Here is a 25,396-nt window from a genome sequence, read left to right on the forward strand (position 1 = left end):
CTTCGACAGCTTCTTTTTTAATCGTGCATAAACATGTTTTGGATTGCTTCATGAGAAGTTGTATTCTCTAATGCAACTAATAATTTAATACGTGCTTTTTGAGCGTTTAAACCGTATGTGAATACAATACCCATATCTTTTAATTGTTTGCCGCCACCTTCATATGAATATACATCTTGAACGATGCCATTGAAACAGCGAGAAACTAATACGACAGGAATTCCTTTATTTATTAGTCGCTCTAGACTAGGAAGTGTTCTTGGAGGTAAATTACCTTGTCCAAGCGCTTCAATAACAATCCCATCTACCGGAAGATTTTCAATTGCTGCTAACAATGTATCGTCCATACCAGCGTACGCTTTTAGAACGACTACATTTTTAGAAACCTTATTTACTGAATATGTTTCGTGATGTACTAAAGCATGGTGGAATACAACACCACGTTTTGTTACCATACCAATTGGTCCATACTGTGGACTTTGGAATGTTGCTACATTACTTGTATGTGTTTTCGTTACGTTTGTAGCGCAATGAATTTCGTCGTTTAATACGACTAAAACGCCTTTTTCGGCAGCTTCACTACTGCTAGCGACTTTTACAGCTGATAAGAAGTTATATAGACCATCAGCACCTAATTCATTGCTAGAGCGCATTGCGCCTGTTACAACGATCGGAATAGTTGCTTGTACTGTTAAATCTAAGAAATAGGCTGTTTCTTCTAATGTATCCGTACCATGCGTAATGACTACGCCATGAATGTTGTCTTGTTTTACTCTTTCATCAATGATGACTTGTAATTGTAACATTTCGCTCGGTGTCATATGAGGAGATGGTAGATGAAACACATCTTCAACGATTAAATCAACATCGCCTTCTAAATCCGGAATGAATTTTAAAAGAGGATTTTTTTCACCTGGTTGTACGACCCCAGTTTCTTTATCTTCCTCCATTGCAATTGTTCCACCTGTGTGTAAAACTAGGATTCTTTTCAATGCTTATACCCCTTTCAAGTAAAAAAATACATTTAGAACATAACATGTTTTGAGTAAATTCGACAATGGAAATGTATAAAAGTATGCCTCGAAAATGACAATAAAATGAAATGCTATATGTACGATGTATAAAATTACGAAACGAAATGTGCAAATACAGTATAGGAGGGAGCCATTACGTTGAAAAAGATGGAGAGAATGCTTATTCGTATATTAATAATACAATTCATTTGTCTTTCTGTTGTGCAATTGTTATTTATACATAAGTCATCAGTGAAATATTTATCTAAAATTGTTTATTATGAAGGTGTCATGGTAAAAAACAAAGCAGAAATCTTACTGGTGAATAGGTAGTTTTCATTTTCTTCTATGAAGGATTATGCTACAATAATTGAGGATTTAATGACGTGAAGCAAATGAGAAGAAGCAGGAGAATACCTGCTTTTCGTTTTGTTTTACAAGTGAAAAAATGAGGTGTTACAATGGATAAACGAATTTCAATTGCTATAGATGGTCCAGCAGCTGCTGGAAAAAGTACAGTTGCAAAAGTTGTAGCGAAGAAGCTTTCTTACGTTTATATTGATACAGGCGCAATGTATCGTACAATTACATATGCAGCCCTTGAGCAAAAAGTGGACATTGAAAATGAAGAGCAGTTAATGGAAGTTGTAAAAAATGTAAAAATTGAGTTTCAGCAAGGAGAAAATACACAACTTGTATTTTTAAATGGACAAGATGTTTCGGAAGTCATTCGTACACCTGAGGTGACGAATCGAGTATCAATTGTGGCAAAACATCGCCTTGTTCGTGAAGAAATGGTACGTCGTCAACAAGAGTTAGCAGAAAAAGGCGGCGTTGTAATGGATGGCCGTGATATTGGTACACATGTGTTACCAGATGCTGAAGTGAAGATCTTTATGCTTGCTTCTGTTGAAGAAAGAGCAGAGAGAAGACATTTAGAAAATATGAATAAAGGCTTCGATTCTAATTTAGAGCAGTTAAAAGAAGAAATTGCTCAGCGTGATAAATTAGATTCAGAACGTGAAGTTTCTCCTCTAAAAAAAGCTGATGATGCATTGGAATTAGATACAACTTCTTTATCAATTGAAGAAGTTGTCCAAAAGATTATGAGTATTGTTTCAGGAGTGTTTGCGAAATAAAGAAAGGGCATAGCCCCTTTCTTTTTTTATTTATGAAATGTAAAGGATACGTGAATTGTGAGTCTCTTTCCTTGACAAATAATCAGATTTGTAAGAAGTTAATAAAAGAAGGATAAAACTTTCAGAATATATTCGCTATTATATTTCAAAACATACTTTCTTCAAGATGATTTTGCTGTATACTATTTATATAGGTTTAATATATTTTCTAGTGAAATGTATGAAGCTTACGTATGTGATGATAAATTCTTAAACATGCAAATGAAAACAATTGTTTTCATTTCGTATATACATAAAAAATGCTTTGTCAATTCTGTAGGGAGGTATTTCCATGGTAGAGAAAATGAATGAAGAAGTTATGGATTCAAAAGAATTACAAGTTGGTGACGTTGTTACAGGTTCTGTAACGAAAGTTGAAGAGAAACAAGTGCTTGTAAATGTTGGATACAAAACAGATGGCGTAATTCCAATTAGTGAATTAGCTAACGTTCATATTGAAAAAGCAAGCGATGTTGTAGAATTAGATCAAATACTAGAATTAAAGATTATTAAATTAGAAGAAAATGATCTTGTCTTATCTAAACGTGCTGTTGATGCAGAAAAAGCATGGATAGAATTACAAGAGAAATTTACTTCTGGTCACGTATTTGATGTTACCGTAAAAGATATCGTGAATGGTGGATTAGTTGTGGACCTTGGTGTTCGTGGTTTTATCCCAGCTTCACTTGTAGAAGTACATTATGTAGAAGATTTTACTGACTATAAAGGGAAAACATTAGCCGTGAAAATTGTTGAATTGGACCGTGAAAAAAATCGCGTGATTCTTTCGCATAAAGCGGTAGTAGAATTAGAACTAGATTCTAAGAAGAAAGAAGCAATTTCTTCATTAAAAGAAGGAGACGTTGTGGAAGGAACAGTACAACGACTAACGGATTTTGGTGCTTTCGTTAATGTTGGAGGTGTGGACGGTTTAGTTCATATTTCACAAATTTCACACGAACGTGTAGAGCAACCTTCTGAAGTATTAGAGCAAGGTCAAAAGGTAAAGGTGAAGGTGTTATCTGTGGATGCTGATACACAACGTATTTCTTTATCAATTAAAGCAGCTCAACCAGGACCTTGGGAAAATATTGCTGGTGAAGTAAAAGCTGGAGATATTCGTGAGGGAATAGTAAAACGTCTTGTTACATTTGGTGCATTCGTTGAAATTTTACCTGGCGTCGAAGGTCTTGTGCATGTATCTCAAATTGCAAATCGTCACGTAAAAAATCCAAATGAAGTATTGGAAATGGGACAAGAAGTAAAAGTGAAAGTACTTGAAGTTCATGTAGCAGAGAAACGTATTTCTTTAAGTATAAAAGAAGCGTTTGAGGAAAATAATGTAACTGAAGATTATAGTCAGTATGAACCGAATGCTGATTCTGCTACTTTCCAATTAAGTGACATTATTGGTGAACAACTGAAAAAATTAAAGAAATAAAGAGGGGTACAAGTGGTAAGGGCAAAACGTAAATTAGATCATATTGAATACGCTCTTTCTACTGGTCAGTCTCGTACGCATGGCTTTCATGATATTGATTTTGTGCATCAAAGCTTGCCAAATTCAAATTATGACACAATAACATGTGAAACAAAAATCGGCGAACTTTCACTAAGTTCGCCGATTTTTATCAATGCGATGACTGGTGGTGGAGGAGAGAAAACGTTACATATTAATGAGCAATTAGCATATGTAGCGAAACATCATAACCTTGCTATGGCTGTAGGTTCGCAAATGGCGGCGTTAAAAGATGAAAGTGAGGCAGCTTCTTATAAGATTATCAGAAAGGTAAATCCAAATGGTATTTTCTTTGCTAATTTAGGTAGTGAGGCAACTATCGAACAGGCAGAGCGTGCTGTTGATATGATTGAAGCGAATGCATTGCAAATTCATTTAAATGTCATACAAGAGTTAACGATGCCAGAAGGAGACCGTGACTTTACTGGTGTACTTCGGCGCATTGAGAAAATTGTTTTAAATAGTAAAGTTCCTGTCATTGTGAAAGAAGTTGGATTTGGGATGAGCAAGGAAACAATGCAACAGTTAGCGAGCATAGGTGTAACGGCAATTGATATTGGCGGACAAGGTGGTACGAATTTTGCTGCTGTTGAAAATGAAAGAAGACAGCGAATGCTTTCTTATTTTAATAACTGGGGCATACAAACAGCAACCTCGATTGTTGAAGCAACCTCTACAAATAATAACCTCTCTTTTATTGCATCTGGGGGTATACAAACAGCGCTTGACGTAGCGAAAGCAATCGCATTAGGGGCGAATACAACTGCTTTTGCTGGATACTTTTTACGCATTTTAATGCAAGATGGCATCGAGAAGTTAGTGGATGAAATTGATCTTCTACATACAGATTTGAAATTTATTATGACAGCTCTCGGTGCGAAGACGATAGAAGAGTTACAATCTGTACCTCTTGTTGTAAAGGGCGAAACGTATCATTGGTTAACGCAGCGTGGTATTGATACGACGCATTATAGTAGGAGATAAAAAATCAACCGAACGGTTGATTTTTTTGTATTCTATTCGTTTTAGTAATATAAGGTGAGGGATAGAATTGATATTCTATAAAAATAAAATTGTTAATATATATAAATTTTTTATTAAATAAGTTTTGATTAAAAATGTGGAAAGTTTGCTAATTAATTATTGAAGAAGATTTAATTTTGCCAAGGGAAAAGAGAGAAGAATAGAAATAAATTGTAGAAAGATTCGCATGTGAAATGTTATTTTGATATAAATAAAAAATATGAGGGATATGTAAAAGACGGTTTCGTACAATATCGAAACCGTCTTTTTGTATTCATTAGTGCTGATTTTGCTTACGAGCTTGCTCAGGTGTATCAAGTCCAGTTGCACCCGGATATTGTAGTGATTGGTCACGATCAGATTCAACGCGGCGAGATTCTCTTAGTTTTCGTTCTTGACGATCTTTACCCATAATGAATAGCACCTCCTTATTAAAAGTGTTGCTGTTATATGAAAAAACTATGCGCGAAGAAAGTGGATTAACTTTCATAAAAAGTTCCCATAATGGAAAACATAGGAGGTGAAATGATGGAAGGGAGTACTTTTTATTTTGTAGCTTGGATAGGGTGGATTGTCGTAACATTTTTTATGAAAAAGGACTCTATTCGGTGGAAGATAAGCGCCTGTATATTGATTTTTATTATTTGTTCTCCGTTACATGTAACGATTGCTTCATTCACGGTATCAGTAAATGCACTTTTACTTTCTGGTATAGCTTTTATAGGAATCACGCTCTATTCTATTTGGAAAAAATTATATAGCTTACTTTCGGCACTTATTATTGCAATGTTATATACAAGTTTTCATTTGTTAGAAGTATATGATCCGATTTGGATTGTGGTGGACAGGTTGTTTTTGTTAAGTAGTGCTCTTGTATATGCATCCGTTTTATTACATGAGGATCGCATATTACGACTATGTTCTCTTTATATAGGAATGTTGCAGGGAGAGTTGTTTGTGACAATTATTTTTCGGAAACTGCATTTTCCTTACGATTACGGTAGTTTAGCGTTTTTTGATATCGTCGCTGTTTCTACATTATTCATGGCAATTTTATTTTGGATTGCGAAAGTATCAGTACACATGGAACAGTTTAAGAGGAAAACACGTAAAAGAAAGGCGAGGGTAATACATGATTGAATATACACCGGCCATTTTATGCGGCGTAATAGCAGGGACAGTAACGAGAGTGCTTATGCTCCGGACAGATACGCGGCAATATCCGACGAGGCTCCACGGGAAAATTATTCATATTGCGATGGGGTTAATTGCGGCAGCTTTAGGAGCGATTGCGATTCCGTCTATATTGAAAAAAGATTTTTCTGCCATTACGTTTCTTACGTTAGCAGCAACACAGTTTCGTGATGTGCGTAATATGGAAAGAAATACATTGCAACAATTAGATGGTTATGAGCTTGTACCGCGTGGGAATACATATATTGAAGGAATTGCATTAGTTTTTGAAAGTCGCAACTATTTGGCGATGTTAACGTCGTTTGTAACGACGTTTGCTTATATAGGGTTCCGTTCATGGATTGCTGGAGTAGTTATGGCTATCATCGCATTTTTTATCGCGAAAAAATTAATGTCTGGTAAGAGGTTGCATGATCTTGTTGATATCGAGCATGTTCCACTTCGTTTTGAAGGAGCGGGGCTGTATATTGATAATATTTACATTATGAATATTGGATTGCCAGCAAGACAAGAGGAAATTATGAAGTATGGAATGGGTTTTATTTTAAGACCGAAATCAATTGATGCGATGGTGACAATCTCTAACTTAGGACAACGACAAGCTATTTTACATGATGTTTCTGTTGCTTTAGGAATTTATAGAGATTCTGGTACGCCGGCACTTGTACCGTTAGCAAAGCGTGATTTAGAGGATGGCAGGGTTGGAATCTTTGTCTTGCCACAAGATCAAGATGCGGAGAAAGCGATAGGTGTCATAGGGAACGTGCCGACGTTAGAAAGTGCTGTTCATATGTCATCGGAAGCCCCGAAAGGAAGGGGAGATAAGAGATGATGTTAGAAAGTGTAATTCTTGCAGTTATTACAACGACCCCGGAGAAATTTGCTGGTGGTGCTCCTCTGTTTACTTGTGAATCTAAAGAGGAATTAGAATTTGTTGCAAATAATTTAGAGGCAATTCTAGATGGCATTGCGCATCGCTTACAAGAGAATGTATATATTATTGTGAAACATTAGCAACGTGTGTTATAATGTGAGGTGTTTTGATACGTTGAGAAATATTCTGGAATGCAAATCCCTTCTTGCACAAAGAAGGGTTTTTTACATAATAAACAGAAGCAAGTTGAAAGGATGAAAGTATATGCCGAAACCAGTAATAGCAATAGTAGGCCGCCCGAACGTAGGGAAATCTACTATTTTCAATAGAATTGTTGGAGAGAGAGTTTCAATCGTAGAAGATATTCCAGGTGTAACGCGCGATCGTATTTATAGCGCTGGAGAATGGTTAAATCATGAATTTAACATTATTGATACAGGTGGAATTGATATTGGAGACGAGCCATTTTTGACACAAATTCGTCAACAAGCTGAAGTGGCAATTGATGAAGCGGATGTTATCATTTTTATGACAAATGGTCGTGACGGTGTAACAGCAGCTGATGAAGAAGTTGCGAAAATATTATATCGTTCAAATAAACCGGTTGTACTTGCAGTAAATAAAGTGGACAATCCGGAAATGCGCAGTGATATTTATGATTTCTATGCATTAGGATTTGGTGAGCCATTCCCAATTTCGGGTACACACGGATTAGGATTAGGTGACTTATTAGACGAAGCTGCACAGCATTTTCCAAAGATTGAAGAAGACGGATATGATGAAGATACAATTCGTTTCTCTTTAATTGGCCGTCCAAACGTAGGGAAATCATCACTTGTAAATGCTCTTCTTGGTCAAGAACGTGTAATTGTTAGTAATGTAGCAGGAACAACTCGTGATGCGGTCGATACACCATATAGTAAAGATGGGAAAGATTATGTAATTATCGATACAGCTGGTATGCGTAAAAAAGGGAAAGTGTATGAAAGTACAGAAAAGTATAGTGTACTTCGTGCACTAAGAGCGATTGAACGTTCTGACGTTGTTTTAGTCGTTTTAGACGGTGAAGAAGGAATTATTGAACAAGATAAAAAAATCGCTGGATACGCTCATGATTCAGGGCGAGCTGTCGTTATCGTTGTAAACAAATGGGACGCAGTGAAAAAAGACGAGAAAACAATGAAAGCATTTGAAGAAAACATCCGTGCTCATTTCCAATTTTTAGATTACGCACCGATTGTGTTCTTATCTGCGAAAACGAGAAAACGTACACAAACGTTAATACCGGTTATCGATGAGGTAAATGAAAGTCATAGTATCCGTATTCAAACGAATGTATTAAATGATGTAATTATGGATGCGGTAGCGATGAATCCAACGCCAACGCATAACGGTAGTCGTCTGAAGATTTTCTATGCAACACAAGTTGCGGTAAAACCACCAACATTTGTTGTGTTTGTAAACGATCCAGAACTATTGCATTTCTCATATGAGCGTTTCTTAAAGAATCGTTTACGTGAATCATTTGGCTTTGTGGGAACGCCGATTCACATTATCGCTAGAGCAAGAGACTAATGGAGAGGATGTGATTTTATGACAAAAATCACAGTAGTTGGAGCAGGTAGCTGGGGAACAGCGTTAGCGATGGTATTAGCTGACAATGGGCATGATGTACGTATTTGGGGAAATCGTTCTGAACTTATGGATGAGATTAATACAAAACATGAGAATAGTCGATATCTTCCGGGAATTACATTGCCAAGCACAATCGTAGCCTACTCTTCTTTAGAAGAAGCATTAGTAGATGTAAATGTAGTACTGCTTGTAGTACCAACGAAAGCGTATAGAGAAGTACTACAAGATATGAAGAAATATGTAGCGGGTCCGACTACTTGGATTCATGCAAGTAAAGGAATTGAACCTGGTACGTCAAAACGTATTTCGGAAGTGATTGAGGAAGAAATTCCAGAGGACTTAATTAAAGATGTTGTTGTACTATCTGGACCGAGTCATGCTGAAGAAGTTGGGTTACGTCAGGCGACAACTGTTACGTCTGCAGCAAAGCGTATGGAAGCGGCTGAGGAAGTACAAGATTTGTTTATGAATAGTTATTTCCGTGTATACACAAATCCAGATATCGTTGGAGTTGAACTTGGTGGTGCGTTAAAAAATATTATCGCATTAGCTGCTGGGATAACTGATGGTCTTGGATTAGGTGATAATGCGAAAGCGGCATTAATGACGCGTGGTTTAACGGAGATTGCTCGTTTAGGAAGAAAAATGGGTGGAAATCCGTTAACGTTTGCTGGTCTAACTGGTATGGGGGACTTAATTGTAACTTGTACAAGTGTCCATAGCCGAAATTGGCGTGCTGGGAATTTGCTTGGAAAAGGACACTCTTTAGAAGAAGTGTTAGAAAGCATGGGTATGGTTGTGGAAGGTGTAAGAACAACGAAAGCTGCGCATGAGTTGGCAGAGAAAATGGAAGTGGAAATGCCGATTACAGCTGCTTTATATGACGTCTTATTCAATGGGAATAATGTAAAAGATGCAGTAGGCTCATTAATGGGGCGTGTTCGAAAACATGAAGTGGAAGCTATACCTGACTTACTTTAAAGAAAAGCGACAGAAGTACAATTGTACTTCTGTCGCTTTTTATTTTTTTGGGTCTTTTCACCATTTTTTTATTTTTGCATAGGATGAAGAGTAACTTGAGGAGAGGGTGAAAAGAATGGATAACAACATTTTTAATAACATTGAAAAAGAAGCGAAAGTGAATAAAGAAGATATTTTTAAATTAGCATCATCTGTACAAAATGCGAATTTACGTGATGAGACTGTACTTCGTCAATTGATTCATCAAGTGGCTCTTATGGCAGGACGTGAAGTGCCGAAAGAACAAGAGGATCAAATTGTAAAAGCGATTATTAACAATAATATGCCGACAGATTTTGGCTCGTTAAGCAAAATGTTTAAAAAATAAAATATGAGAAACAAAGAGTTTGTAGATTGCATATGATAGCCATGAAAGTATGGGAATAGAGCTGTTTTGGGCATATTTGGTCAACCGAAGCGAGTGTATCACTCGCTTCGGTTTTATTTTTATCCCGCTTTAATGGGCAGTAAGACCCCCACCTCAAAATTCAGCGAAAGCAAAGAAGTTAGGTGGGGGATCAACTGCCCATAAAAGCCCGATTGGTTCAACTAATAATCAGTGGGAGATGAAGAACCCCCCACTGATTAAAGTTTCACTTTATCTAGATTTGTAGTAAAATGTTTTTTTTTGTATTTGTTTAAAGATTTTAATTTGTTAAAATAGTATAAAAATAGATTAATAAAAAGGGGGTGTGTATATGTCGGAAGGGCTTATAAAAATGTGGTTTGCTCTAGGGGCAATTGGATTTATGTTTTTTGCAGTAAGTTTTATTTTGCTAAGCAGATATAAAATAAAGAATAAATTTTTGAAAGGGATTACAGCGTTGGTAGCGTACACCCTTATGATTGTATCAGGAATTGTTATTTTTCTTGTTGTATTTAGTGGACCTGTACAGCAGTAAAGGGAATGGTACGGAGCGAGTTATATTAGTATGAAAAGGTGATTGCTAGTGAAAAAAGTCCATATTATTTTAATATTTTGTTGTATGAGCATTTTAACAGGATGTCTGTATCCAAAAGAAAATATGAAACAAAATGCTGTGCCTTATGAAGAGCAGCTGCAGGTCGTTCAAAAAGCTGTTGCGACATTTAAGGAGCAAAATGACGGGATATTGCCAATTAAGACGCGGGATATGAATACGCCTATTTATCAAAAATATCCAATCGATTTTCAAAAGATTTCTCCGCGTTACATACAAGAAGCGCCAGGGAATGCCTATGAAAGCGGGGGAGTATATCAATACGTATTAATAGACGTTGAAACAAACCCGACAGTAAAGTTAATTGATGTGAGGATGGCTGAACAAATTCAGCAATTATCATTAAAGCTTAGGATGTATCGAGATGAACATCAATATCCACCTTTTAAAAAGGTAATTTCAGATGGTGTGTATGAATTAGATTTCAAAAAACTTGGATATAAAGATGTACCGCAAGTGACAAGTCCGTATTCTGGTAAAGGACTTCCGTTTGTAATTAACGAAAAGGGAGAAATTTATGTTGATTATAGAATCGACTTATATGAAGCGCTGAAAAAAAACGAAGGACAATTTAAGGAGGGGGAAGATATTCGGAATATACTTTCGAAAGATTCTCCATTTGTACCTGCGTATTCTTTACCGTATACGGTAAAGAATGGAGAACCAATTTTTTTAAAATCATAAGTCATGAACCTTTCTTTTAGTGAATAAGTTCTAGAAGAAAGGTTTTTTATGTTACACAACTTGCGATGCAAACAAAAGGTATTTTTTTAATAGTCATATGAAATTGGACAAAATTATATGATATATTGTCCGAACTTCTAGAATACCATTATATTATATCAGATATTATAGGCAACGTTAGAGAAGGTATTAGTTGACTATAAACGTGGAATTATTCCCAAAAATATTGAGGGAGGGAATCACTTGGAAAAGGTAGATATTTTTAAAGATATTGCGGAACGCACAGGCGGTGATATTTATTTTGGAGTTGTAGGAGCTGTTCGAACAGGAAAATCAACATTCATCAAAAAATTTATGGAACTTGTAGTTATTCCTAATATTGAAAATGAGTCTGACCGTCAAAGAGCGCAGGATGAACTACCTCAAAGTGCTGCTGGCCGTACAATCATGACGACGGAACCGAAGTTTGTTCCAAACCAAGCGGTTTCTATCGAAGTAGATGAAGGTCTTGAAGTGAATATTCGATTAGTAGATTGCGTCGGATATACAGTTCCAGGAGCAAAAGGCTATGAAGATGAGAATGGCCCGCGCATGATTAATACTCCTTGGTATGAAGAACCTATTCCATTCCATGAAGCTGCAGAAATCGGAACACGGAAAGTAATTCAAGAACATTCAACAATTGGTGTTGTAATTACAACAGATGGAACGATTGGTGAAATTCCAAGAAGAGATTATATAGAGGCAGAAGAACGCGTCGTAAATGAGCTAAAAGAAGTCGGAAAACCTTTCATTATGATCATTAACACTGTACAGCCGTATCATCCAGATACAGAGCAATTGCGCCAAAGCTTATCTGAAGAATATGATATCCCAGTCATTGCGATGAGTGTTGAAAGTTTAAGAGAAACAGATGTATACAATGTACTTCGAGAGGCGTTATTTGAGTTCCCTGTTTTAGAAGTGAATGTGAACCTTCCGAGCTGGGTAATGGTGCTAAATGAAGGGCATTGGTTACGCCAAAGTTATCAAGAAGCCGTTCAAGAGACTGTGAAGGATATAAAACGTCTTCGTGATGTAGACCGTGTCGTATGGCAGTTTAGTCAGTATGAATTTATTGATCGAGCGAGCCTAGCTGGCATTGATATGGGGCAAGGCGTAGCAGAGATTGATCTATATGCACCAGATGAATTATATGATCAAATTTTAAAAGAAGTAGTAGGGGTAGAAATTCGAGGGAAAGATCATTTATTGAAGCTTATGCTCGATTTATCTCATGCGAAAATAGAATATGATCAAGTGGCGGATGCCCTGCGTATGGTAAAACAAACAGGATATGGTGTAGCGGCGCCTGCGTTAGCTGATATGAGCTTAGATGAGCCAGAAATTATTCGTCACGGTTCAAGGTTTGGTGTGAAATTAAAAGCGGTAGCACCATCTATTCACATGATTAAAGTTGATGTGGAGTCCACGTTTGAGCCAATTATTGGTACTGAAAAACAAAGTGAAGAACTAGTTCGTTACTTAATGCAAGATTTTGAAGATGATCCATTATCAATTTGGAATTCTGATATATTTGGACGTTCGCTGAGCTCGATTGTTCGGGAAGGTATTCAAGCGAAACTATCTTTAATGCCAGAAAATGCGAGATATAAATTAAAAGAAACGCTAGAAAGAATTATTAATGAAGGATCTGGCGGATTAATCGCGATTATATTATAAGAAAAAATCCCTCTCATCGTAGAGGGATTTTTTAAATTTTCGCATACAAAATAGGAAAATAAACAGCCATTATCTAATATATTGTTGTAAATTGTCAAGTTTCATCAGATTTTCACATTTTAAGAGTAACAATTTCCTTAAAAATATTGAATTATAAAGGAGAATCGTATAATATAGGCGTTGATAATGATTTATCTACATCTTTGTAGTATAGAATTTGTAAAAATTGCCTACAAATGAAAGTAAGACTCATTTTATGATCATTATACAGTCTTATCTTTGGGAGGAGGTGAATGGCATGAACAAGACAGATTTAATCAATGCTGTTGCAGAAGCAAGTTCCCTTTCTAAAAAGGACGCAACAAAAGCAGTAGACGCTGTTTTTGATTCTATCTTAGAAGCTTTAAAACAAGGTGATAAAGTACAACTGATCGGATTCGGTAACTTCGAAGTTCGTGAGCGTGCGGCTCGTAAAGGTCGTAACCCACAAACAGGTGAGGAGATTGAAATCGCTGCAAGTAAAGTACCTGCATTCAAACCTGGTAAAGCGTTAAAAGATGCGGTTAAATAATCCTTACATATTAACAGGGAAGAAGAGTTTCCTTTTAGGAAACTCTTCTTTTTGCTTTTAAAAACATAAATATGCTAGAATGTGTTCGTATCACTTTTAGGTTTTCGGGAGGGCTAGCGGATGGCAAAAGTTAATTTAGAACAAATTGAACATGCAGTACGTCTTATTTTAGAGGCAATCGGAGATGACCCAAATCGTGAGGGAGTACTTGATACACCAAAGCGTGTTGCAAAAATGTACGCAGAAGTGTTCTCAGGTATGCATGAAGATCCGAAAGAACATTTGCACAAAGTGTTCGGAGAAGATCACGAGGAGCTTGTACTAGTAAAAGATATACCGTTTTATTCGATGTGTGAGCATCATTTAGTTCCATTCTATGGAGTTGCTCACGTTGCATATATTCCGCAAGGCGGAAAAGTGACAGGGTTAAGTAAATTAGCTCGTACTGTAGATACAATTGCACGTCGTCCACAACTGCAAGAACGTATTACATCAACAGTAGCGAACTCTATTATGGAAGTACTAGAGCCGCATGGTGTAATGGTAGTAGTAGAAGCGGAACATATGTGTATGACGATGCGTGGTGTGAAAAAGCCAGGTGCAAAAACAGTAACAACAGCAGTACGTGGTGTACTAGAAAATGATGCTGCAGCACGTAGTGAAATTTTATCTTTTATTAAAACGAAGTAAAGAAAAGTGGGAAACTGCTTTTCTTTTTTTTTTTTTTTTTAATAAATGATATAGTTTTAGCAAGGCAGAGTGAGAATAGAAAGGCTACTTAAAAGAATAGAAGATGTTATGTAGTTCGATAGAAGTTTGGAAAGAGTAGCCAAGTTTTGGTTATAGAAAATAGAGTGTATGTGTTATAATAAGTTTTATGAATTAGAAAACAAGGGTGATTTTTGTGTGTGACATCTACGGAGGGTATGCGGGTATAAGAGAGAAATTGATGGTGAAATTACGCCATCCTTATTTTATAAACTATATTGAAGAACCATTTATTGATGAAGAGAAAATAGCATTGTTATATGGTGCTTTAAAAGGTGCAAATTTACATATAAAACAAATTGAGCATTATGTAGTGACGATTATGCTTGTGCAAATTGCGCTTGATACACATGAAAGAGTATCGAATAAAGTAGGGGAAGAAGCGAATGAATCGCATAAGCGCCGCCAGTTAACAGTGCTTGCTGGTGATTATTATAGCGGGTTATATTATTACTTATTATCTATGAATCGTGATATTGTTTTAATTCGTGCGCTTGCTGAAGGAATTAAAGAAATTAATGAACACAAAATAATGTTATATCAAAAAGCGCATAAAACGATGGATGACATACTGGAAAGTGTAGTAACGATTGAGTCTGCACTTTTGCAAAAAACATGTGATCATTTTCATTTATCGCATTGGAAATCGTTTATAACATATGTATTAGGGAAAAATCGTCTCCAAAAAGAATGTGAATTACATGTTGAAAAACAGCATTCACCTGTTTTTCAAGCGGTTCAAGAGATTTTGAACGATAAAGCGGATGCAGAAACAGTTATGAATGGATGGATGATGGAACTCGGAAAGAAAGAAAATCAATTTTTAGAAAATCACACAGATATAAGCGAAATAAACTCTGTGTTAAGAGATAAATCGAAGACATAAGCAATTTTACATTGGAAGAAGGTACGAGCATGCAACAATCAAAAGAAGAAAGAGTACATGATGTATTTGAGAAAATCTCTGATAAATACGATGTAATGAATTCTGTAATTAGTTTTCAAAGGCATAAAGCGTGGCGTAAAGAGACGATGCGCATTATGGATGTAAAACCAGGTAGTAAAGCGCTTGATGTTTGCTGCGGGACAGCGGACTGGACAATTGCGCTAGCTGAAGCAGTGGGTGAACAGGGCAAGGTTGTTGGTTTAGACTTCAGTGAAAATATGTTATCTGTTGGTAAGCAAAAGGTAGAGGCTTTACAATTAAAACAAGTAGAACTTCTACACGGAAATGCAATGGAACTTCCATTTGAAGATAACACATTTGATTATGTAACGATTGGATTTGGTTTACGTAACGTACCGGATTATATGCACGTATTAAAAGAAATGACGCGTGTAGTAAAACCGGGTGGAAAAGTAATTTGTTTAGAAACATCTCAACCAACAATGATTGGTTTTCGACAAGGTTATATTTTATACTTTAAATATATCATGCCGTTATTTGGAAAGTTATTTGCGAAAAGTTATAAAGAATATTCATGGCTGCAAGAATCTGCTAGTACATTCCCAGGTATGAAAGAATTGGCTAATATGTTCGAAAAAGCTGGACTTGAACGTGTGCAAGTGAAGCCATTTACTTTTGGGGTAGCAGCGATGCATTTAGGTATGAAACCAGAATCAAAATAGAAAAAAGAAGTTTTAGGTTAAGGTGAACAATATGAAGTTACAACTTATGTACTCTTTTTTACGATCGGATATTAATGTGATAGAAAAAGAATTAAAAAAGACAGTTGCTTCTGAACAGCCATTAGTAGAAGAGGCGGCATTACAACTTATTGAAGCTGGTGGGAAGCGAATTCGTCCTGTATTTGTGTTGCTTGCAGGGAAATTTGGAGATTATAAGTTAGACGCAATTAAGCATGTAGCTGTTGCGTTAGAACTTATTCATATGGCTTCTCTTGTTCACGATGATGTTATTGATGCCGCGTTTTTACGACGTGGTAGTGCAACTGTGAATGCGAAATGGGGAGATCGTATTGCCATGTATACAGGGGACTATTTATTCGCTAAGTCTCTTGAATGTATAACGAATATTGAAATTCCAGAGGCACATCAGGCTCTATCGCATACCATTTTAGAAGTTTGTAAAGGTGAAATCGAACAAATTAAAGATAAGTATGACTATGACCAAAATTTAAGAACATATTTAAGAAGAATAAAGCGAAAAACCGCATTATTAATTGCTGCAAGTTGCCAATTAGGAGCAATTGCTGCTGGCGCTAATCGTGATACAGTAAGTCGTCTGTTTTGGTATGGCTATTTCGTAGGGATGTCGTATCAAATTATTGATGATATTTTAGACTTCGTTTCCACAGAAGAGAAACTTGGAAAACCTGCTGGTGGTGATTTATTACAAGGAAACATTACGCTTCCTGCTCTATATGCTATGGAAGATCCGGTTCTTTGTAAGAAAATCAAATCTGTACATGAAAATACAACAGCGGACGAAATGAAAGAAATTATTGAGGCTGTAAAAAATAGTGATGCTATTGATAAAGCATTTGCGTTTAGTGAACGTTATTTACATAAAGCATTAGAAATTATAAAACCACTCCCACGTGGACAAGCAAAGTATGCATTACAAAATGTAGCAAAGTATATTGGGAAACGAAAATTTTAGTGTTTTTTCTAAAAAATAAAATAATCTCTCTATTTCAAAACTATTGCACAATTGTGATAAGGGTGTTAATATGTGTGTGGGGATATACAATTACATACATAATTCAGAAGTGGAGAGATTTTTTATGGAAAAAACATTTCTAATGGTTAAACCAGACGGTGTACAACGTGCCTTCATTGGGGAAATTGTAGCTCGTTTTGAGAAGAAGGGCTTTCAATTAGTTGGTGCAAAATTAATGCAAGTCACTCCGGAAATTGCTGGACAACATTATGCTGAGCACACAGAGAAACCTTTCTTTGGTGAATTAGTAGACTTTATTACATCTGGCCCTGTATTTGCAATGGTATGGCAAGGTGAAGGTGTAGTAGATACAGCTCGTAACATGATGGGTAAAACAAGACCACATGAAGCAGCTCCTGGAACAATTCGTGGAGATTTCGGTGTAACTGTTGCGAAAAATATTATCCATGGTTCTGATTCGTTAGAAAGTGCAGAGCGCGAGATTGCTATTTTCTTTAAAGAAGAAGAATTAGTTGACTACTCAAAATTAATGAATGAATGGATTTACTAATTATTTTGAAATAATTTGTAAACGCTTTAATCACTGTGATAATAGTAGAAAGTGCAAGGAGAATAGGGGTATTCTTCTTGCACTTTTTTTATTTCTATTAGTTACGAAGTTAGAGCTGTTATGATATATTGATATGTAAAGTAACGGCCTATCGGAGAATAAGCGAATGGCTGATGTATTCATAACTCTTTCATATTTTTAGAGTAATGAAAGATAATATTATTGCTTAATATAGCGAGATAAATACATATACGAAAAGAGGAATAACGTATGCGATATATTACAGCTGGTGAATCTCATGGTCCACAACTTACAACGATTATAGAAGGTGTTCCGGCCGGACTACCATTAGTAGCGGATGATATAAATGAAGAGTTAGCTAGAAGGCAAAAGGGATATGGGCGCGGTAGACGCATGCAAATTGAAACAGATCAAGTGCAAATTGTAAGTGGTGTTAGACATGGAGAGACATTAGGTTCTCCAATTGCGCTTGTTGTCGAAAACCGTGATTTTGCACATTGGACAAAAATTATGGGTGCAGAGCCGTTAACGGAACAAGAAGAAAAAGAAATGAAAAGGAAAGTAACAAAACCAAGACCTGGACATGCTGATTTAAATGGTGCGATTAAATATGGTCATAGAGATATGAGAAATGTACTGGAACGTTCTTCGGCTCGCGAAACGACAGTACGTGTTGCTGCTGGTGCGGTTGCTAAAAAAGTGTTGGCGGAACTTGGTATTGCAGTAGCAGGCCATGTAATTGAAATTGGTGGTGTACAGGCTAAGGAGACTACGTATCGTTCAATTGAAGAATTAAAAAGTATTACAGAAGCATCACCTGTACGTTGTTTAGATGAAGAAGCTGGTAATCAAATGATAAAAGCAATTGATGATGCGAAATCAAATGGTGATTCAATTGGTGGCATCGTTGAAGTAATTGTGGAAGGAATGCCGATTGGAGTAGGAAGCTATGTGCATTATGATCGAAAACTAGATGCAAAATTAGCAGCCGCAATGATGAGCATTAATGCTTTTAAAGGTGTTGAGATTGGAATTGGTTTTGAAGCAGCGCATAGACCGGGCAGCGAAGTTCATGATGAAATTGTGTGGAATGAAGAGCATGGATATACAAGAAGAACAAATAACGCGGGTGGCTTAGAAGGCGGTATGACGACTGGAATGCCAATTGTTGTACGCGGTGTGATGAAACCGATACCTACACTATATAAACCGTTGCAAAGTGTCGATATTGATACGAAAGAGCCTTTTACAGCAAGTATTGAACGTTCAGATAGTTGTGCTGTTCCAGCAGCTAGTGTCGTTGCAGAAGCGGTTGTAGCTTGGGAATTAGCTACAGCTGTAATAGAACAATTCGGATTAGATCGTATGGACCTTATTCGTGAAAATATTGAGAGACATAATGAATATGCGAGGGGATTTTAATGGGAAACATACATATTCAAACGAAATCAAAAGAATATGATGTATATGTAGGGAAAGAATCGTTGTCACATTTGACAACGATTGTTCAAAATATGAAGCCATCTGTATCAAACATCATGATTATTTCAGATGAAGCTGTTGCATCTTTACATTTACAGATGGTTGTAGATGCGTTGCAAATAGAGAAAAAAGTATTTTCATTCGTTGTACCGAGTGGTGAAAAAGAGAAGTCCTTTGAAAATTTCTATGCGGCTCATACGTCAGCTCTTGAAAATAAATTAGATAGAAATTCTTTAATTATCGCACTTGGAGGCGGGATGATTGGAGACTTAGCTGGTTTTGTTGCTGCGTCATTTATGCGTGGAATTCGCTTTGTTCAAGTTCCGACGACTTTATTAGCTCACGATAGCGCAGTAGGTGGGAAAGTAGCAATCAATCATCCGTTAGGTAAAAATATGATAGGTGCATTCCATCAACCAGAAGCAGTTGTATATCATACGCCGTTTTTACAGTCTCTTCCTGAAAAAGAGTGGCGCTCAGGTTATGCAGAAGTGATAAAACATGCTCTAATTGGTGATGTAAAACTATATCATTGGCTAAAAGAAGAAGTGCAAACATTAGCAGATCTTCGTGATGAGAAATTAATCCACATATTAACGAAGGCGATTCCTGTAAAGGCAAACATTGTAGCACAAGATGAAACAGAAAAAGGTGTACGTGCTCATTTGAACTTTGGACATACGTTAGGTCATGCTCTTGAAAAAGAACTAGGATACGGAAATATTACTCACGGTGACGGAGTAGCGGTTGGAATGTTATTTGCTATATTCTTAAGTGAGCAAGTGTATAAGGTTAATCTTGCTTATGAAGAGATGAAGCAGTGGTTTTTAAAGTACGGTTATCCAAAAATGCCAAGTGATTTGAATGTAGAACGCCTCGTCGGGTTGATGAAACAAGATAAGAAAGCGAATGCTGGAGCAATTCATATGGTACTTATGCAGGAATATGGGGTAGTAAATGTCGTATCTATTCCAGATGAGACTGTTCATATTGCGTTAGAGGCATTTCAAAAGGATATGGTTTAAGAGCTAAGGAGTGCTTGTTTCAAGGTGTCCTCGTAATAGTGACGGTTAAGATAAACGATTGCAGTGAGAGATTATAACCTCATTGTAATCGAATTGAATAAAACGACTGGGGGAAGAAAAATGAGAGTAAAAGAACAATTGTTAACTTTGAGAGCGTATGTGCCTGGGAAAAATATCGAAGAAGTAAAAAGGGAATATGGATTATCAAAAATTGTGAAATTAGCATCGAACGAAAATCCATTCGGTTGCTCAGCGCGTGTAACAGAAGCATTAACTTCTTTAGCGAGCCAATATGCCCTTTATCCAGATGGATATGCCTTTGAACTTCGGACAAAAGTAGCGGAACATTTAGGTGTAAAAGCAGAACAACTACTATTTGGTAGTGGATTAGATGAAGTCATTCAAATGATTAGCCGTGCATTACTACACGAAGGAACAAATGTTGTAATGGCGAATCCGACATTCTCGCAATACCATCACCATGCTGTTATTGAAGGAGCAAAAGTTCGTGAAGTACCACTTAAAGATGGCATTCATGATTTAGATGCGATGCTAGAGCAAGTAGATGATAAAACGAAGATCGTATGGATTTGTAATCCGAATAATCCGACAGGTACATATGTAGAGAAACAAAAATTACTTTCATTTTTAGAATCAGTTCCTAAGTCAGCGCTCGTTATTATGGACGAGGCATATTATGAATATGCGGGGGCAGAAGACTATCCGCAAACGTTGCCACTTCTTGAAAAGTATGGAAATCTTATGATTTTACGCACGTTTTCAAAAGCATACGGTTTAGCCGCTTTCCGTATTGGGTATGCGGTTGGTAATGAGCAGTTAATTGGGCAATTAGAAGTAGCAAGGTTACCATTTAATACATCGACTGTAGCGCAATCTGTAGCACTCGCTGCTTTAGAAGATCAAGCATTTTTACAAGAATGTGTGAAAAAGAATGAAGAAGGTTTACATCAGTATTATGCATTTTGTAAGGAATATAACGTATTCTATTATCCATCTCAAACAAATTTCATTTTCTTAAAGCTCGGTATTCCTGGTAATGAGGCTTTCGAACGATTAATGAAGAAAGGCTATATCGTTCGTTCTGGTGCTGCATTTGGTATACATGATGGCATTCGTATTACTGTCGGTTTGAAAGAAGAAAATGATGAAATTATAGAACTGTTGAAAGAGCTTGTAAACGAGCAAGTAAAGAAAGAAGAAACATACTCTTAAGAGTTTGTAAAGGCTCCTAATATAGGAGTCTTTTTTATTTAAATAAAGAAGAACTGTAAAGAGTTCGTGCGGGCTAATAATTCATAAGGGGAGTTATTTGCACGGTCATAAAAGAAAACGGTACAATAGAAAGTAGTAATGCGGTATCGGTGTCATATTTGAATCGTTATCAGTGAAAGTACAAGAAGAAGTATGCTCATTCTAAAGGTTGCGTTCTTACACCTAGTTGCTTATGATAAAGTGAAACTTTAATTAGTAGGGGGATGTTTATCCCCGCTGATTATTAGTTGAACCAATCGGGCTTTTACGGGCAGTTGACCCAAAAACTAACTTCTTTGCCTTAGCTGAATTTTGAGGTGGGGTCTTACTGCCCGTTAATAGCGGGGTAAATGAACAGAAAAGAATATTTTTTAGAATTAAAGGAGACGTTTATGCAAAAGTTTGAACAAGCTGTTTCATATATTGAAAATGGTGAAGCGGAAAAAGGATTACAATTATTAAAAGAACAATTAAAAATTGCGAATGATGAAGAGAAGTATGATATCGCTCGCTATTATCATACACTTGGATTTACGGATGAAGCGTTAGCTATTACAGAAGACTTACGTTTATTGTATCCAGAGGAAAGTGAATTCACTGTATTTTTAGCAGAATTATATATTGATCTAGACAAAGAAGATGAAGCGATTGAAGTGCTTCATGATATTCCAGAAAATGATGATTTATATGTTCAATCGTTATTACTTGTTGCGGATTTATTCCAAATGCAAGGTTTCGATGATGTAGCAGAACAAAAACTATTAAAGGCGAAAGAAATGATGCCTGACGAGCCTGTCATTACGTTTGGATTAGCAGAGTTATATAGTAGTAAAGGTGAAGAACAAAAGGCAATCACTTATTATGAGTCGCTATTAGCGGAACATAAAGTAATGGGTGGTGTTGTCATTGCGCTACGCCTTGGAGAAACGTTAAGCGCGATTGGAAATTGGGAAGAGGCGATTTCTTACTACGAAGCAGGTTTAGAGGAACAAAAAGATATTCACTCATTATTTGGATATGCCTTCACGTTATACCAAGGTGAAGAATACCAACGAGCAATTGGTGCTTGGCAAGAACTGAAAGAATTAGATCCTGAGTATGCATCGCTTTACATGTATTTAGCGAAAAGCTATGAAAAAGAAGGGATGCTTCAAGAAAGCTATGAAACACTTCATGAAGGAATTAAAGTAGATGAGCTTTCTGTACCATTTTATGTAGAATTAGCAAACATTGCAGCGAAATTAGGGAAAATTGCGGAAGCAGAGGAAGTACTTCAAAAAGCGCTTGAGTTAGATCCAGGACATTTAGGTGCAACATTAAAATATGCGTACATCTTAAAGGAACAAGAAAAATATGAAGAGTTAATCGCTGTTGTAGAGCGTGCAATTGATAGCGGAGAACCAGATACACAACTACTTTGGGATCTTGCATTTGCAAAAAAACAATTAGAAATGTATTCGGATGCATTAAAACACTATGAAAGTGCATATACTTCTTTTAAGAATCATCCAGACTTCTTGGAAGAGTACGGTTATTTCTTATTGGAAGAAGGTATGCGAAAAGAGGCGAAAGAAGTATTTACTCAGTTAATACAACTAGACCCGACACAAATTCATATTGAAGAATTGTTATATAATTTAGAGGATTTTTCATAAGTTGGAAGGAAACTGAATGCCGCTTCTTGAATCTAAAAAGAAAAGAGAAAGACAGAGGAGGGACTTAATTGCTATGAATACCCCTGTTTCTGTAAACGAGAAGAAGGATTTTGTAAAATGGTTTTTGAATAATTACCAACTGAAACAGCGTGAATGTGTATGGATTTTGAATTATTTAATGAGTCACGACCAATTGATGCATAAAGTCCACTTCGTAGAGCATGCAAAATATTGTCCGCGTGGCTTAGTAATGTCCGCGAATTGTGTAAAAGATACACCGTTTCACTTTTTTAAACAAAATGTTATGACAACAGATGCTGAAAAATCGTTTCATGATATTCGTTTAAATCGAGATGAGGATATTTATATTCAACTCAATTTTAAATCATCGTTTCAAAATGCCAACTATGTAGCTGTATTAGAAGAAAACCCGTATTTACCAAAGCACATTGAAGTAAATGAAAAAGATCGTTTACTTGCAGAAAGGTTTTTAGAAGAAAGTGTATTTTCTTTTAGAAGAGAACGTCTTCTAAAGCAAATTGATGAAGCGCTGGATAAGCAAGATAAGGAAGCGTTTCATAGGTTAACAGCGGAGTTAAAGATGTTATAAAATTCATTTGGATTCATAAAATTTTACAAATTTTAGACTTTTTAAGAAAAACTACCTTAATATAGGTAGTTTTTCTTTTTTTACCTCTTTTAGTATGGTTTAATATATATAAAGTGAAAGTTCTGTTATTTCCAGGTGAGGGAGGGAAGAAATTTGAAATGGATTGTAAAAGATGTGGAGCAGTTTGAGCAAGCAAGAGAATATGTAGATACGGGTGTTATACCACTTTTATCAATTTCAGCAGCAAAAGAAATGAAAACGGTAGTAGAACAAGGCGAATTTATCGAATTGTTGAGTATGGAGCTAGAAAGAGAATATAAAGGAAGAGTGCTTTTACTACCTGCATTTACGTATCTAGTAGAAAGTCAAAAAAACGAAAAAGGTCGTTTGCAAGAATGGACAAATCATTTGAGAAAGCAAGGTTTTAAGCATATTGCTTATGTTACAAGTGATTTTTCATGGAAAGAAGATATGCAAGAATTGCAGGGAGATTTATTTTGGTTTCCTTCATTAGCGTTAGAACAATTTAGTGATCAAGCGAAAAGAGAAGTGATTCATGCACATATAAAAAATATAATGGTAATGTTAGAAGAAAAATGGGGAAAACAATAATAAACAGAAAGTTCTTATTATTATGAGTAGTATGATATTGACCTGTGCATGAGCGTATTATATCATGATAGTGTCCTAGTTTTTATTTTTTATATAATTTATCACGAGGGGACAATTTCTGATAGAGGGGGGAAATTTTCGTGAGCGAGAAAGAACATCGTGTGTCAAGAAGACAGTTTTTAAATTACACCCTTACAGGGGTAGGAGGCTTTATGGCAGCGGGTATTTTAATGCCGATGACGCGATTTGCGCTTGATCCGGTGTTAAGAAAAGAAGCGGGAACGGATATGGTTGCTGTTGCACAAGTAAAGGATATTACAACAGAGCCGAAACGTTTCGACTTTAAGGTGAAGCAGGTTGATGGTTGGTACAAGTCCGAAGAGCCAAAATCAGCTTGGGTTCATAAAGATGAAAGCGGAGACATTGTTGCGTTCTCTCCAGTATGTAAACATTTAGGATGTACAGTTAACTGGAATTCGGACAAAGCACATCCGAATCAATTCTTTTGTCCATGTCACGGGGGCCGTTACACAAAAGACGGAATTAACATTAAAGGCACGCCGCCCCTTGCTCCACTTGATGTATACGAATCTAAAGTGAAAGATGGAACGTTGTATCTAGGAAAAGCGAAGCCAAGAGGGGGTGCAAAGTAGATGCTAAATAAAATTTATGATTGGGTAGATGAAAGGTTAGATATTACACCAATATGGCGTGATATCGCTGATCATGAAGTACCTGAACATGTAAACCCGGCACATCACTTTTCTGCATTCGTTTATTGCTTTGGCGGACTTACCTTTTTCGTTACTGTAATTCAAATTTTATCTGGAATGTTTTTGACGATGTATTATGTGCCTGATATTAAAAATGCTTGGGAATCGGTTTATTATTTGCAAAATGAAGTTGCATATGGGCAAATTGTTCGTGGTATGCACCACTGGGGTGCTAGTCTCGTAATTGTAATGATGTTTTTACATACACTTAGAGTTTTCTTCCAGGGTGCGTATAAAAAGCCTCGTGAGCTAAACTGGATTGTTGGTGTTCTTATTTTCTTTGTTATGTTAGGTCTTGGTTTTACCGGATATTTATTACCGTGGGATATGAAAGCGTTATTTGCTACGAAAGTAGGGATTCAAATTGCAGAGCAAACGCCGCTCATTGGTCCTTACATTAAAACATTACTCGCTGGTCATTCCGAAATTGTTGGCGCTCAAACATTAACTCGCTTCTTTGCTATTCACGTCTTCTTCTTACCAGCAGCACTTCTAGGTTTAATGGCCTTCCACTTCATCATGATTCGCAAACAAGGTATTTCCGGTCCACTATAAGAGATTGCTAAATTAA

At 36.4% G+C, this 25,396-nt stretch carries 29 protein-coding genes; 27 read left to right on the forward strand and 2 right to left on the reverse strand.

Annotated features, from left to right (window positions below; genetic code table 11):
- Window positions 1-17 precede the first annotated feature (17 nt).
- Window positions 18-992 carry an asparaginase gene (gene ansA, locus RTP99_RS01190; RefSeq protein WP_000822020.1) on the reverse strand — a complete coding sequence of 325 codons (975 nt, stop codon included), beginning with the start codon at window positions 990-992 and terminating at the stop codon, window positions 18-20.
- A gap of 180 nt (window positions 993-1,172) precedes the next feature.
- On the opposite strand from ansA, the gene RTP99_RS01195 reads away from it, so the two are divergent.
- The 4 genes from RTP99_RS01195 to RTP99_RS01210 all read left to right on the forward strand — a co-directional run bounded on the left by RTP99_RS01195 (window position 1,173) and on the right by RTP99_RS01210 (window position 4,694).
- Window positions 1,173-1,346, forward strand: coding sequence for a YpfB family protein (locus RTP99_RS01195; RefSeq protein ID WP_000738060.1), 174 nt, complete (start codon window positions 1,173-1,175; stop codon window positions 1,344-1,346).
- A 128-nt stretch (window positions 1,347-1,474) separates the two neighbouring features.
- Window positions 1,475-2,152, forward strand: a complete 678-nt coding sequence (gene cmk / locus RTP99_RS01200; RefSeq protein ID WP_000361265.1) for a (d)CMP kinase — start codon at window positions 1,475-1,477, stop codon at window positions 2,150-2,152.
- Between the two features lie 331 nt (window positions 2,153-2,483).
- Complete coding sequence (rpsA, locus tag RTP99_RS01205) at window positions 2,484-3,632, forward strand: 30S ribosomal protein S1 (RefSeq protein ID WP_000229550.1); 1,149 nt, start codon at window positions 2,484-2,486, stop codon at window positions 3,630-3,632.
- 12 nt (window positions 3,633-3,644) lie between these two features.
- Window positions 3,645-4,694, forward strand: coding sequence for a type 2 isopentenyl-diphosphate Delta-isomerase (locus tag RTP99_RS01210; protein ID WP_000251031.1), 1,050 nt, complete (start codon window positions 3,645-3,647; stop codon window positions 4,692-4,694).
- A gap of 316 nt (window positions 4,695-5,010) precedes the next feature.
- Here the strand turns inward: RTP99_RS01210 and RTP99_RS01215 are convergent, their stop codons facing one another.
- Window positions 5,011-5,145 carry a YpzI family protein gene (locus tag RTP99_RS01215; RefSeq protein WP_000513900.1) on the reverse strand — a complete coding sequence of 45 codons (135 nt, stop codon included), beginning with the start codon at window positions 5,143-5,145 and terminating at the stop codon, window positions 5,011-5,013.
- 116 nt (window positions 5,146-5,261) lie between these two features.
- Between RTP99_RS01215 and RTP99_RS01220 the strand changes: the two genes are divergently transcribed.
- The 23 genes from RTP99_RS01220 (at window position 5,262) to qcrB (ending at window position 25,380) form a co-directional block, all read left to right on the forward strand.
- Entirely contained in the window at window positions 5,262-5,873 is a 612-nt protein-coding gene (locus tag RTP99_RS01220) for a YphA family membrane protein (RefSeq protein WP_000399223.1), read from the forward strand.
- Entirely contained in the window at window positions 5,866-6,759 is an 894-nt protein-coding gene (locus RTP99_RS01225; protein ID WP_000575281.1) for a YIEGIA family protein, read from the forward strand. Before RTP99_RS01220 ends, RTP99_RS01225 begins: the two co-directional genes overlap by 8 nt.
- Complete coding sequence (locus tag RTP99_RS01230; RefSeq protein ID WP_000979051.1) at window positions 6,756-6,941, forward strand: capping complex subunit for YIEGIA; 186 nt, start codon at window positions 6,756-6,758, stop codon at window positions 6,939-6,941. The genes RTP99_RS01225 and RTP99_RS01230 overlap by 4 nt, the downstream gene beginning before the upstream one ends.
- Before the next feature lie 124 nt (window positions 6,942-7,065).
- The gene (gene der, locus RTP99_RS01235; protein ID WP_001125892.1) at window positions 7,066-8,376 is read left to right on the forward strand and encodes a ribosome biogenesis GTPase Der; all 1,311 of its coding nucleotides are present in this window, start codon (window positions 7,066-7,068) and stop codon (window positions 8,374-8,376) included.
- Window positions 8,377-8,394: 18 nt separating this feature from the next.
- Window positions 8,395-9,417, forward strand: coding sequence for an NAD(P)H-dependent glycerol-3-phosphate dehydrogenase (locus tag RTP99_RS01240; protein ID WP_000161775.1), 1,023 nt, complete (start codon window positions 8,395-8,397; stop codon window positions 9,415-9,417).
- A gap of 115 nt (window positions 9,418-9,532) precedes the next feature.
- A complete protein-coding gene (locus RTP99_RS01245) occupies window positions 9,533-9,784 on the forward strand; it encodes a stage VI sporulation protein F (RefSeq protein WP_000369754.1) in 252 nt (83 codons plus the stop codon).
- 370 nt (window positions 9,785-10,154) lie between these two features.
- A complete protein-coding gene (locus RTP99_RS01250) occupies window positions 10,155-10,358 on the forward strand; it encodes a DUF2768 domain-containing protein (RefSeq protein ID WP_001288995.1) in 204 nt (67 codons plus the stop codon).
- 48 nt (window positions 10,359-10,406) lie between these two features.
- The gene (locus tag RTP99_RS01255; RefSeq protein ID WP_000755476.1) at window positions 10,407-11,120 is read left to right on the forward strand and encodes a hypothetical protein; all 714 of its coding nucleotides are present in this window, start codon (window positions 10,407-10,409) and stop codon (window positions 11,118-11,120) included.
- A 243-nt stretch (window positions 11,121-11,363) separates the two neighbouring features.
- Window positions 11,364-12,842: a stage IV sporulation protein A gene (spoIVA, locus tag RTP99_RS01260; RefSeq protein WP_000416519.1), complete on the forward strand. Its 1,479-nt coding sequence runs from the start codon at window positions 11,364-11,366 to the stop codon at window positions 12,840-12,842.
- A 298-nt stretch (window positions 12,843-13,140) separates the two neighbouring features.
- Window positions 13,141-13,413 carry an HU family DNA-binding protein gene (locus RTP99_RS01265; protein WP_001043860.1) on the forward strand — a complete coding sequence of 91 codons (273 nt, stop codon included), beginning with the start codon at window positions 13,141-13,143 and terminating at the stop codon, window positions 13,411-13,413.
- A gap of 120 nt (window positions 13,414-13,533) precedes the next feature.
- Window positions 13,534-14,103: a GTP cyclohydrolase I FolE gene (gene folE, locus RTP99_RS01270; RefSeq protein ID WP_001151482.1), complete on the forward strand. Its 570-nt coding sequence runs from the start codon at window positions 13,534-13,536 to the stop codon at window positions 14,101-14,103.
- 214 nt (window positions 14,104-14,317) lie between these two features.
- Window positions 14,318-15,067: a heptaprenyl diphosphate synthase component 1 gene (locus RTP99_RS01275; protein WP_016717014.1), complete on the forward strand. Its 750-nt coding sequence runs from the start codon at window positions 14,318-14,320 to the stop codon at window positions 15,065-15,067.
- A 29-nt stretch (window positions 15,068-15,096) separates the two neighbouring features.
- Entirely contained in the window at window positions 15,097-15,810 is a 714-nt protein-coding gene (gene menG, locus RTP99_RS01280; protein WP_001187662.1) for a 2-heptaprenyl-1,4-naphthoquinone methyltransferase, read from the forward strand.
- 31 nt (window positions 15,811-15,841) lie between these two features.
- Window positions 15,842-16,804 (forward strand): heptaprenyl diphosphate synthase component II, encoded by a 963-nt coding sequence (gene hepT / locus RTP99_RS01285; protein WP_000776070.1) that lies wholly within the window; start codon window positions 15,842-15,844, stop codon window positions 16,802-16,804.
- A gap of 124 nt (window positions 16,805-16,928) precedes the next feature.
- Window positions 16,929-17,375 carry a nucleoside-diphosphate kinase gene (gene ndk / locus RTP99_RS01290; protein ID WP_000415885.1) on the forward strand — a complete coding sequence of 149 codons (447 nt, stop codon included), beginning with the start codon at window positions 16,929-16,931 and terminating at the stop codon, window positions 17,373-17,375.
- 270 nt (window positions 17,376-17,645) lie between these two features.
- Window positions 17,646-18,818 (forward strand): chorismate synthase, encoded by a 1,173-nt coding sequence (gene aroC, locus RTP99_RS01295; protein ID WP_001269364.1) that lies wholly within the window; start codon window positions 17,646-17,648, stop codon window positions 18,816-18,818.
- A complete protein-coding gene (gene aroB, locus RTP99_RS01300) occupies window positions 18,818-19,903 on the forward strand; it encodes a 3-dehydroquinate synthase (protein ID WP_000526826.1) in 1,086 nt (361 codons plus the stop codon). Before aroC ends, aroB begins: the two co-directional genes overlap by 1 nt.
- Before the next feature lie 120 nt (window positions 19,904-20,023).
- Complete coding sequence (gene hisC / locus RTP99_RS01305; RefSeq protein ID WP_001264027.1) at window positions 20,024-21,136, forward strand: histidinol-phosphate transaminase; 1,113 nt, start codon at window positions 20,024-20,026, stop codon at window positions 21,134-21,136.
- A 431-nt stretch (window positions 21,137-21,567) separates the two neighbouring features.
- Window positions 21,568-22,830, forward strand: coding sequence for a tetratricopeptide repeat protein (locus RTP99_RS01310; protein ID WP_001168676.1), 1,263 nt, complete (start codon window positions 21,568-21,570; stop codon window positions 22,828-22,830).
- Window positions 22,831-22,903: 73 nt separating this feature from the next.
- Window positions 22,904-23,440: a ReoY family proteolytic degradation factor gene (locus RTP99_RS01315; RefSeq protein WP_001095923.1), complete on the forward strand. Its 537-nt coding sequence runs from the start codon at window positions 22,904-22,906 to the stop codon at window positions 23,438-23,440.
- A 135-nt stretch (window positions 23,441-23,575) separates the two neighbouring features.
- Window positions 23,576-24,052: a YpiF family protein gene (locus tag RTP99_RS01320; protein WP_116733345.1), complete on the forward strand. Its 477-nt coding sequence runs from the start codon at window positions 23,576-23,578 to the stop codon at window positions 24,050-24,052.
- Window positions 24,053-24,192: 140 nt separating this feature from the next.
- On the forward strand, window positions 24,193-24,705 hold the full coding sequence (gene qcrA, locus RTP99_RS01325) for a menaquinol-cytochrome c reductase iron-sulfur subunit (protein ID WP_001290418.1): 513 nt from the start codon (window positions 24,193-24,195) through the stop codon (window positions 24,703-24,705).
- Window positions 24,706-25,380: a menaquinol-cytochrome c reductase cytochrome b subunit gene (qcrB, locus tag RTP99_RS01330; protein WP_000932700.1), complete on the forward strand. Its 675-nt coding sequence runs from the start codon at window positions 24,706-24,708 to the stop codon at window positions 25,378-25,380.
- The last annotated feature ends 16 nt before the right edge of the window (window positions 25,381-25,396 follow it).

The sequence above is a fragment of the Bacillus sp. (in: firmicutes) genome (assembly GCF_031983925.1).
Classification (GTDB): Bacteria; Bacillota; Bacilli; order Bacillales; family Bacillaceae_G; genus Bacillus_A; species Bacillus_A pacificus.

Bases quoted from the DNA above. Each gene is read 5' to 3' on its own strand.
- cmk (WP_000361265.1), top strand. From the start codon at position 1,475: ATGGATAAACGAATTTCAATTGCTATAGATGGTCCAGCAGCTGCTGGA.
- rpsA (WP_000229550.1), top strand. From the start codon at position 2,484: ATGGTAGAGAAAATGAATGAAGAAGTTATGGATTCAAAAGAATTACAA.
- RTP99_RS01215 (WP_000513900.1), bottom strand. From the start codon at position 5,145: ATGGGTAAAGATCGTCAAGAACGAAAACTAAGAGAATCTCGCCGCGTT.
- RTP99_RS01220 (WP_000399223.1), top strand. From the start codon at position 5,262: ATGGAAGGGAGTACTTTTTATTTTGTAGCTTGGATAGGGTGGATTGTC.
- RTP99_RS01225 (WP_000575281.1), top strand. From the start codon at position 5,866: ATGATTGAATATACACCGGCCATTTTATGCGGCGTAATAGCAGGGACA.
- RTP99_RS01230 (WP_000979051.1), top strand. From the start codon at position 6,756: ATGATGTTAGAAAGTGTAATTCTTGCAGTTATTACAACGACCCCGGAG.
- der (WP_001125892.1), top strand. From the start codon at position 7,066: ATGCCGAAACCAGTAATAGCAATAGTAGGCCGCCCGAACGTAGGGAAA.
- RTP99_RS01240 (WP_000161775.1), top strand. From the start codon at position 8,395: ATGACAAAAATCACAGTAGTTGGAGCAGGTAGCTGGGGAACAGCGTTA.
- RTP99_RS01245 (WP_000369754.1), top strand. From the start codon at position 9,533: ATGGATAACAACATTTTTAATAACATTGAAAAAGAAGCGAAAGTGAAT.
- RTP99_RS01250 (WP_001288995.1), top strand. From the start codon at position 10,155: ATGTCGGAAGGGCTTATAAAAATGTGGTTTGCTCTAGGGGCAATTGGA.
- RTP99_RS01265 (WP_001043860.1), top strand. From the start codon at position 13,141: ATGAACAAGACAGATTTAATCAATGCTGTTGCAGAAGCAAGTTCCCTT.
- folE (WP_001151482.1), top strand. From the start codon at position 13,534: ATGGCAAAAGTTAATTTAGAACAAATTGAACATGCAGTACGTCTTATT.
- menG (WP_001187662.1), top strand. From the start codon at position 15,097: ATGCAACAATCAAAAGAAGAAAGAGTACATGATGTATTTGAGAAAATC.
- hepT (WP_000776070.1), top strand. From the start codon at position 15,842: ATGAAGTTACAACTTATGTACTCTTTTTTACGATCGGATATTAATGTG.
- ndk (WP_000415885.1), top strand. From the start codon at position 16,929: ATGGAAAAAACATTTCTAATGGTTAAACCAGACGGTGTACAACGTGCC.
- aroC (WP_001269364.1), top strand. From the start codon at position 17,646: ATGCGATATATTACAGCTGGTGAATCTCATGGTCCACAACTTACAACG.
- aroB (WP_000526826.1), top strand. From the start codon at position 18,818: ATGGGAAACATACATATTCAAACGAAATCAAAAGAATATGATGTATAT.
- hisC (WP_001264027.1), top strand. From the start codon at position 20,024: ATGAGAGTAAAAGAACAATTGTTAACTTTGAGAGCGTATGTGCCTGGG.
- RTP99_RS01310 (WP_001168676.1), top strand. From the start codon at position 21,568: ATGCAAAAGTTTGAACAAGCTGTTTCATATATTGAAAATGGTGAAGCG.
- RTP99_RS01315 (WP_001095923.1), top strand. From the start codon at position 22,904: ATGAATACCCCTGTTTCTGTAAACGAGAAGAAGGATTTTGTAAAATGG.
- qcrB (WP_000932700.1), top strand. From the start codon at position 24,706: ATGCTAAATAAAATTTATGATTGGGTAGATGAAAGGTTAGATATTACA.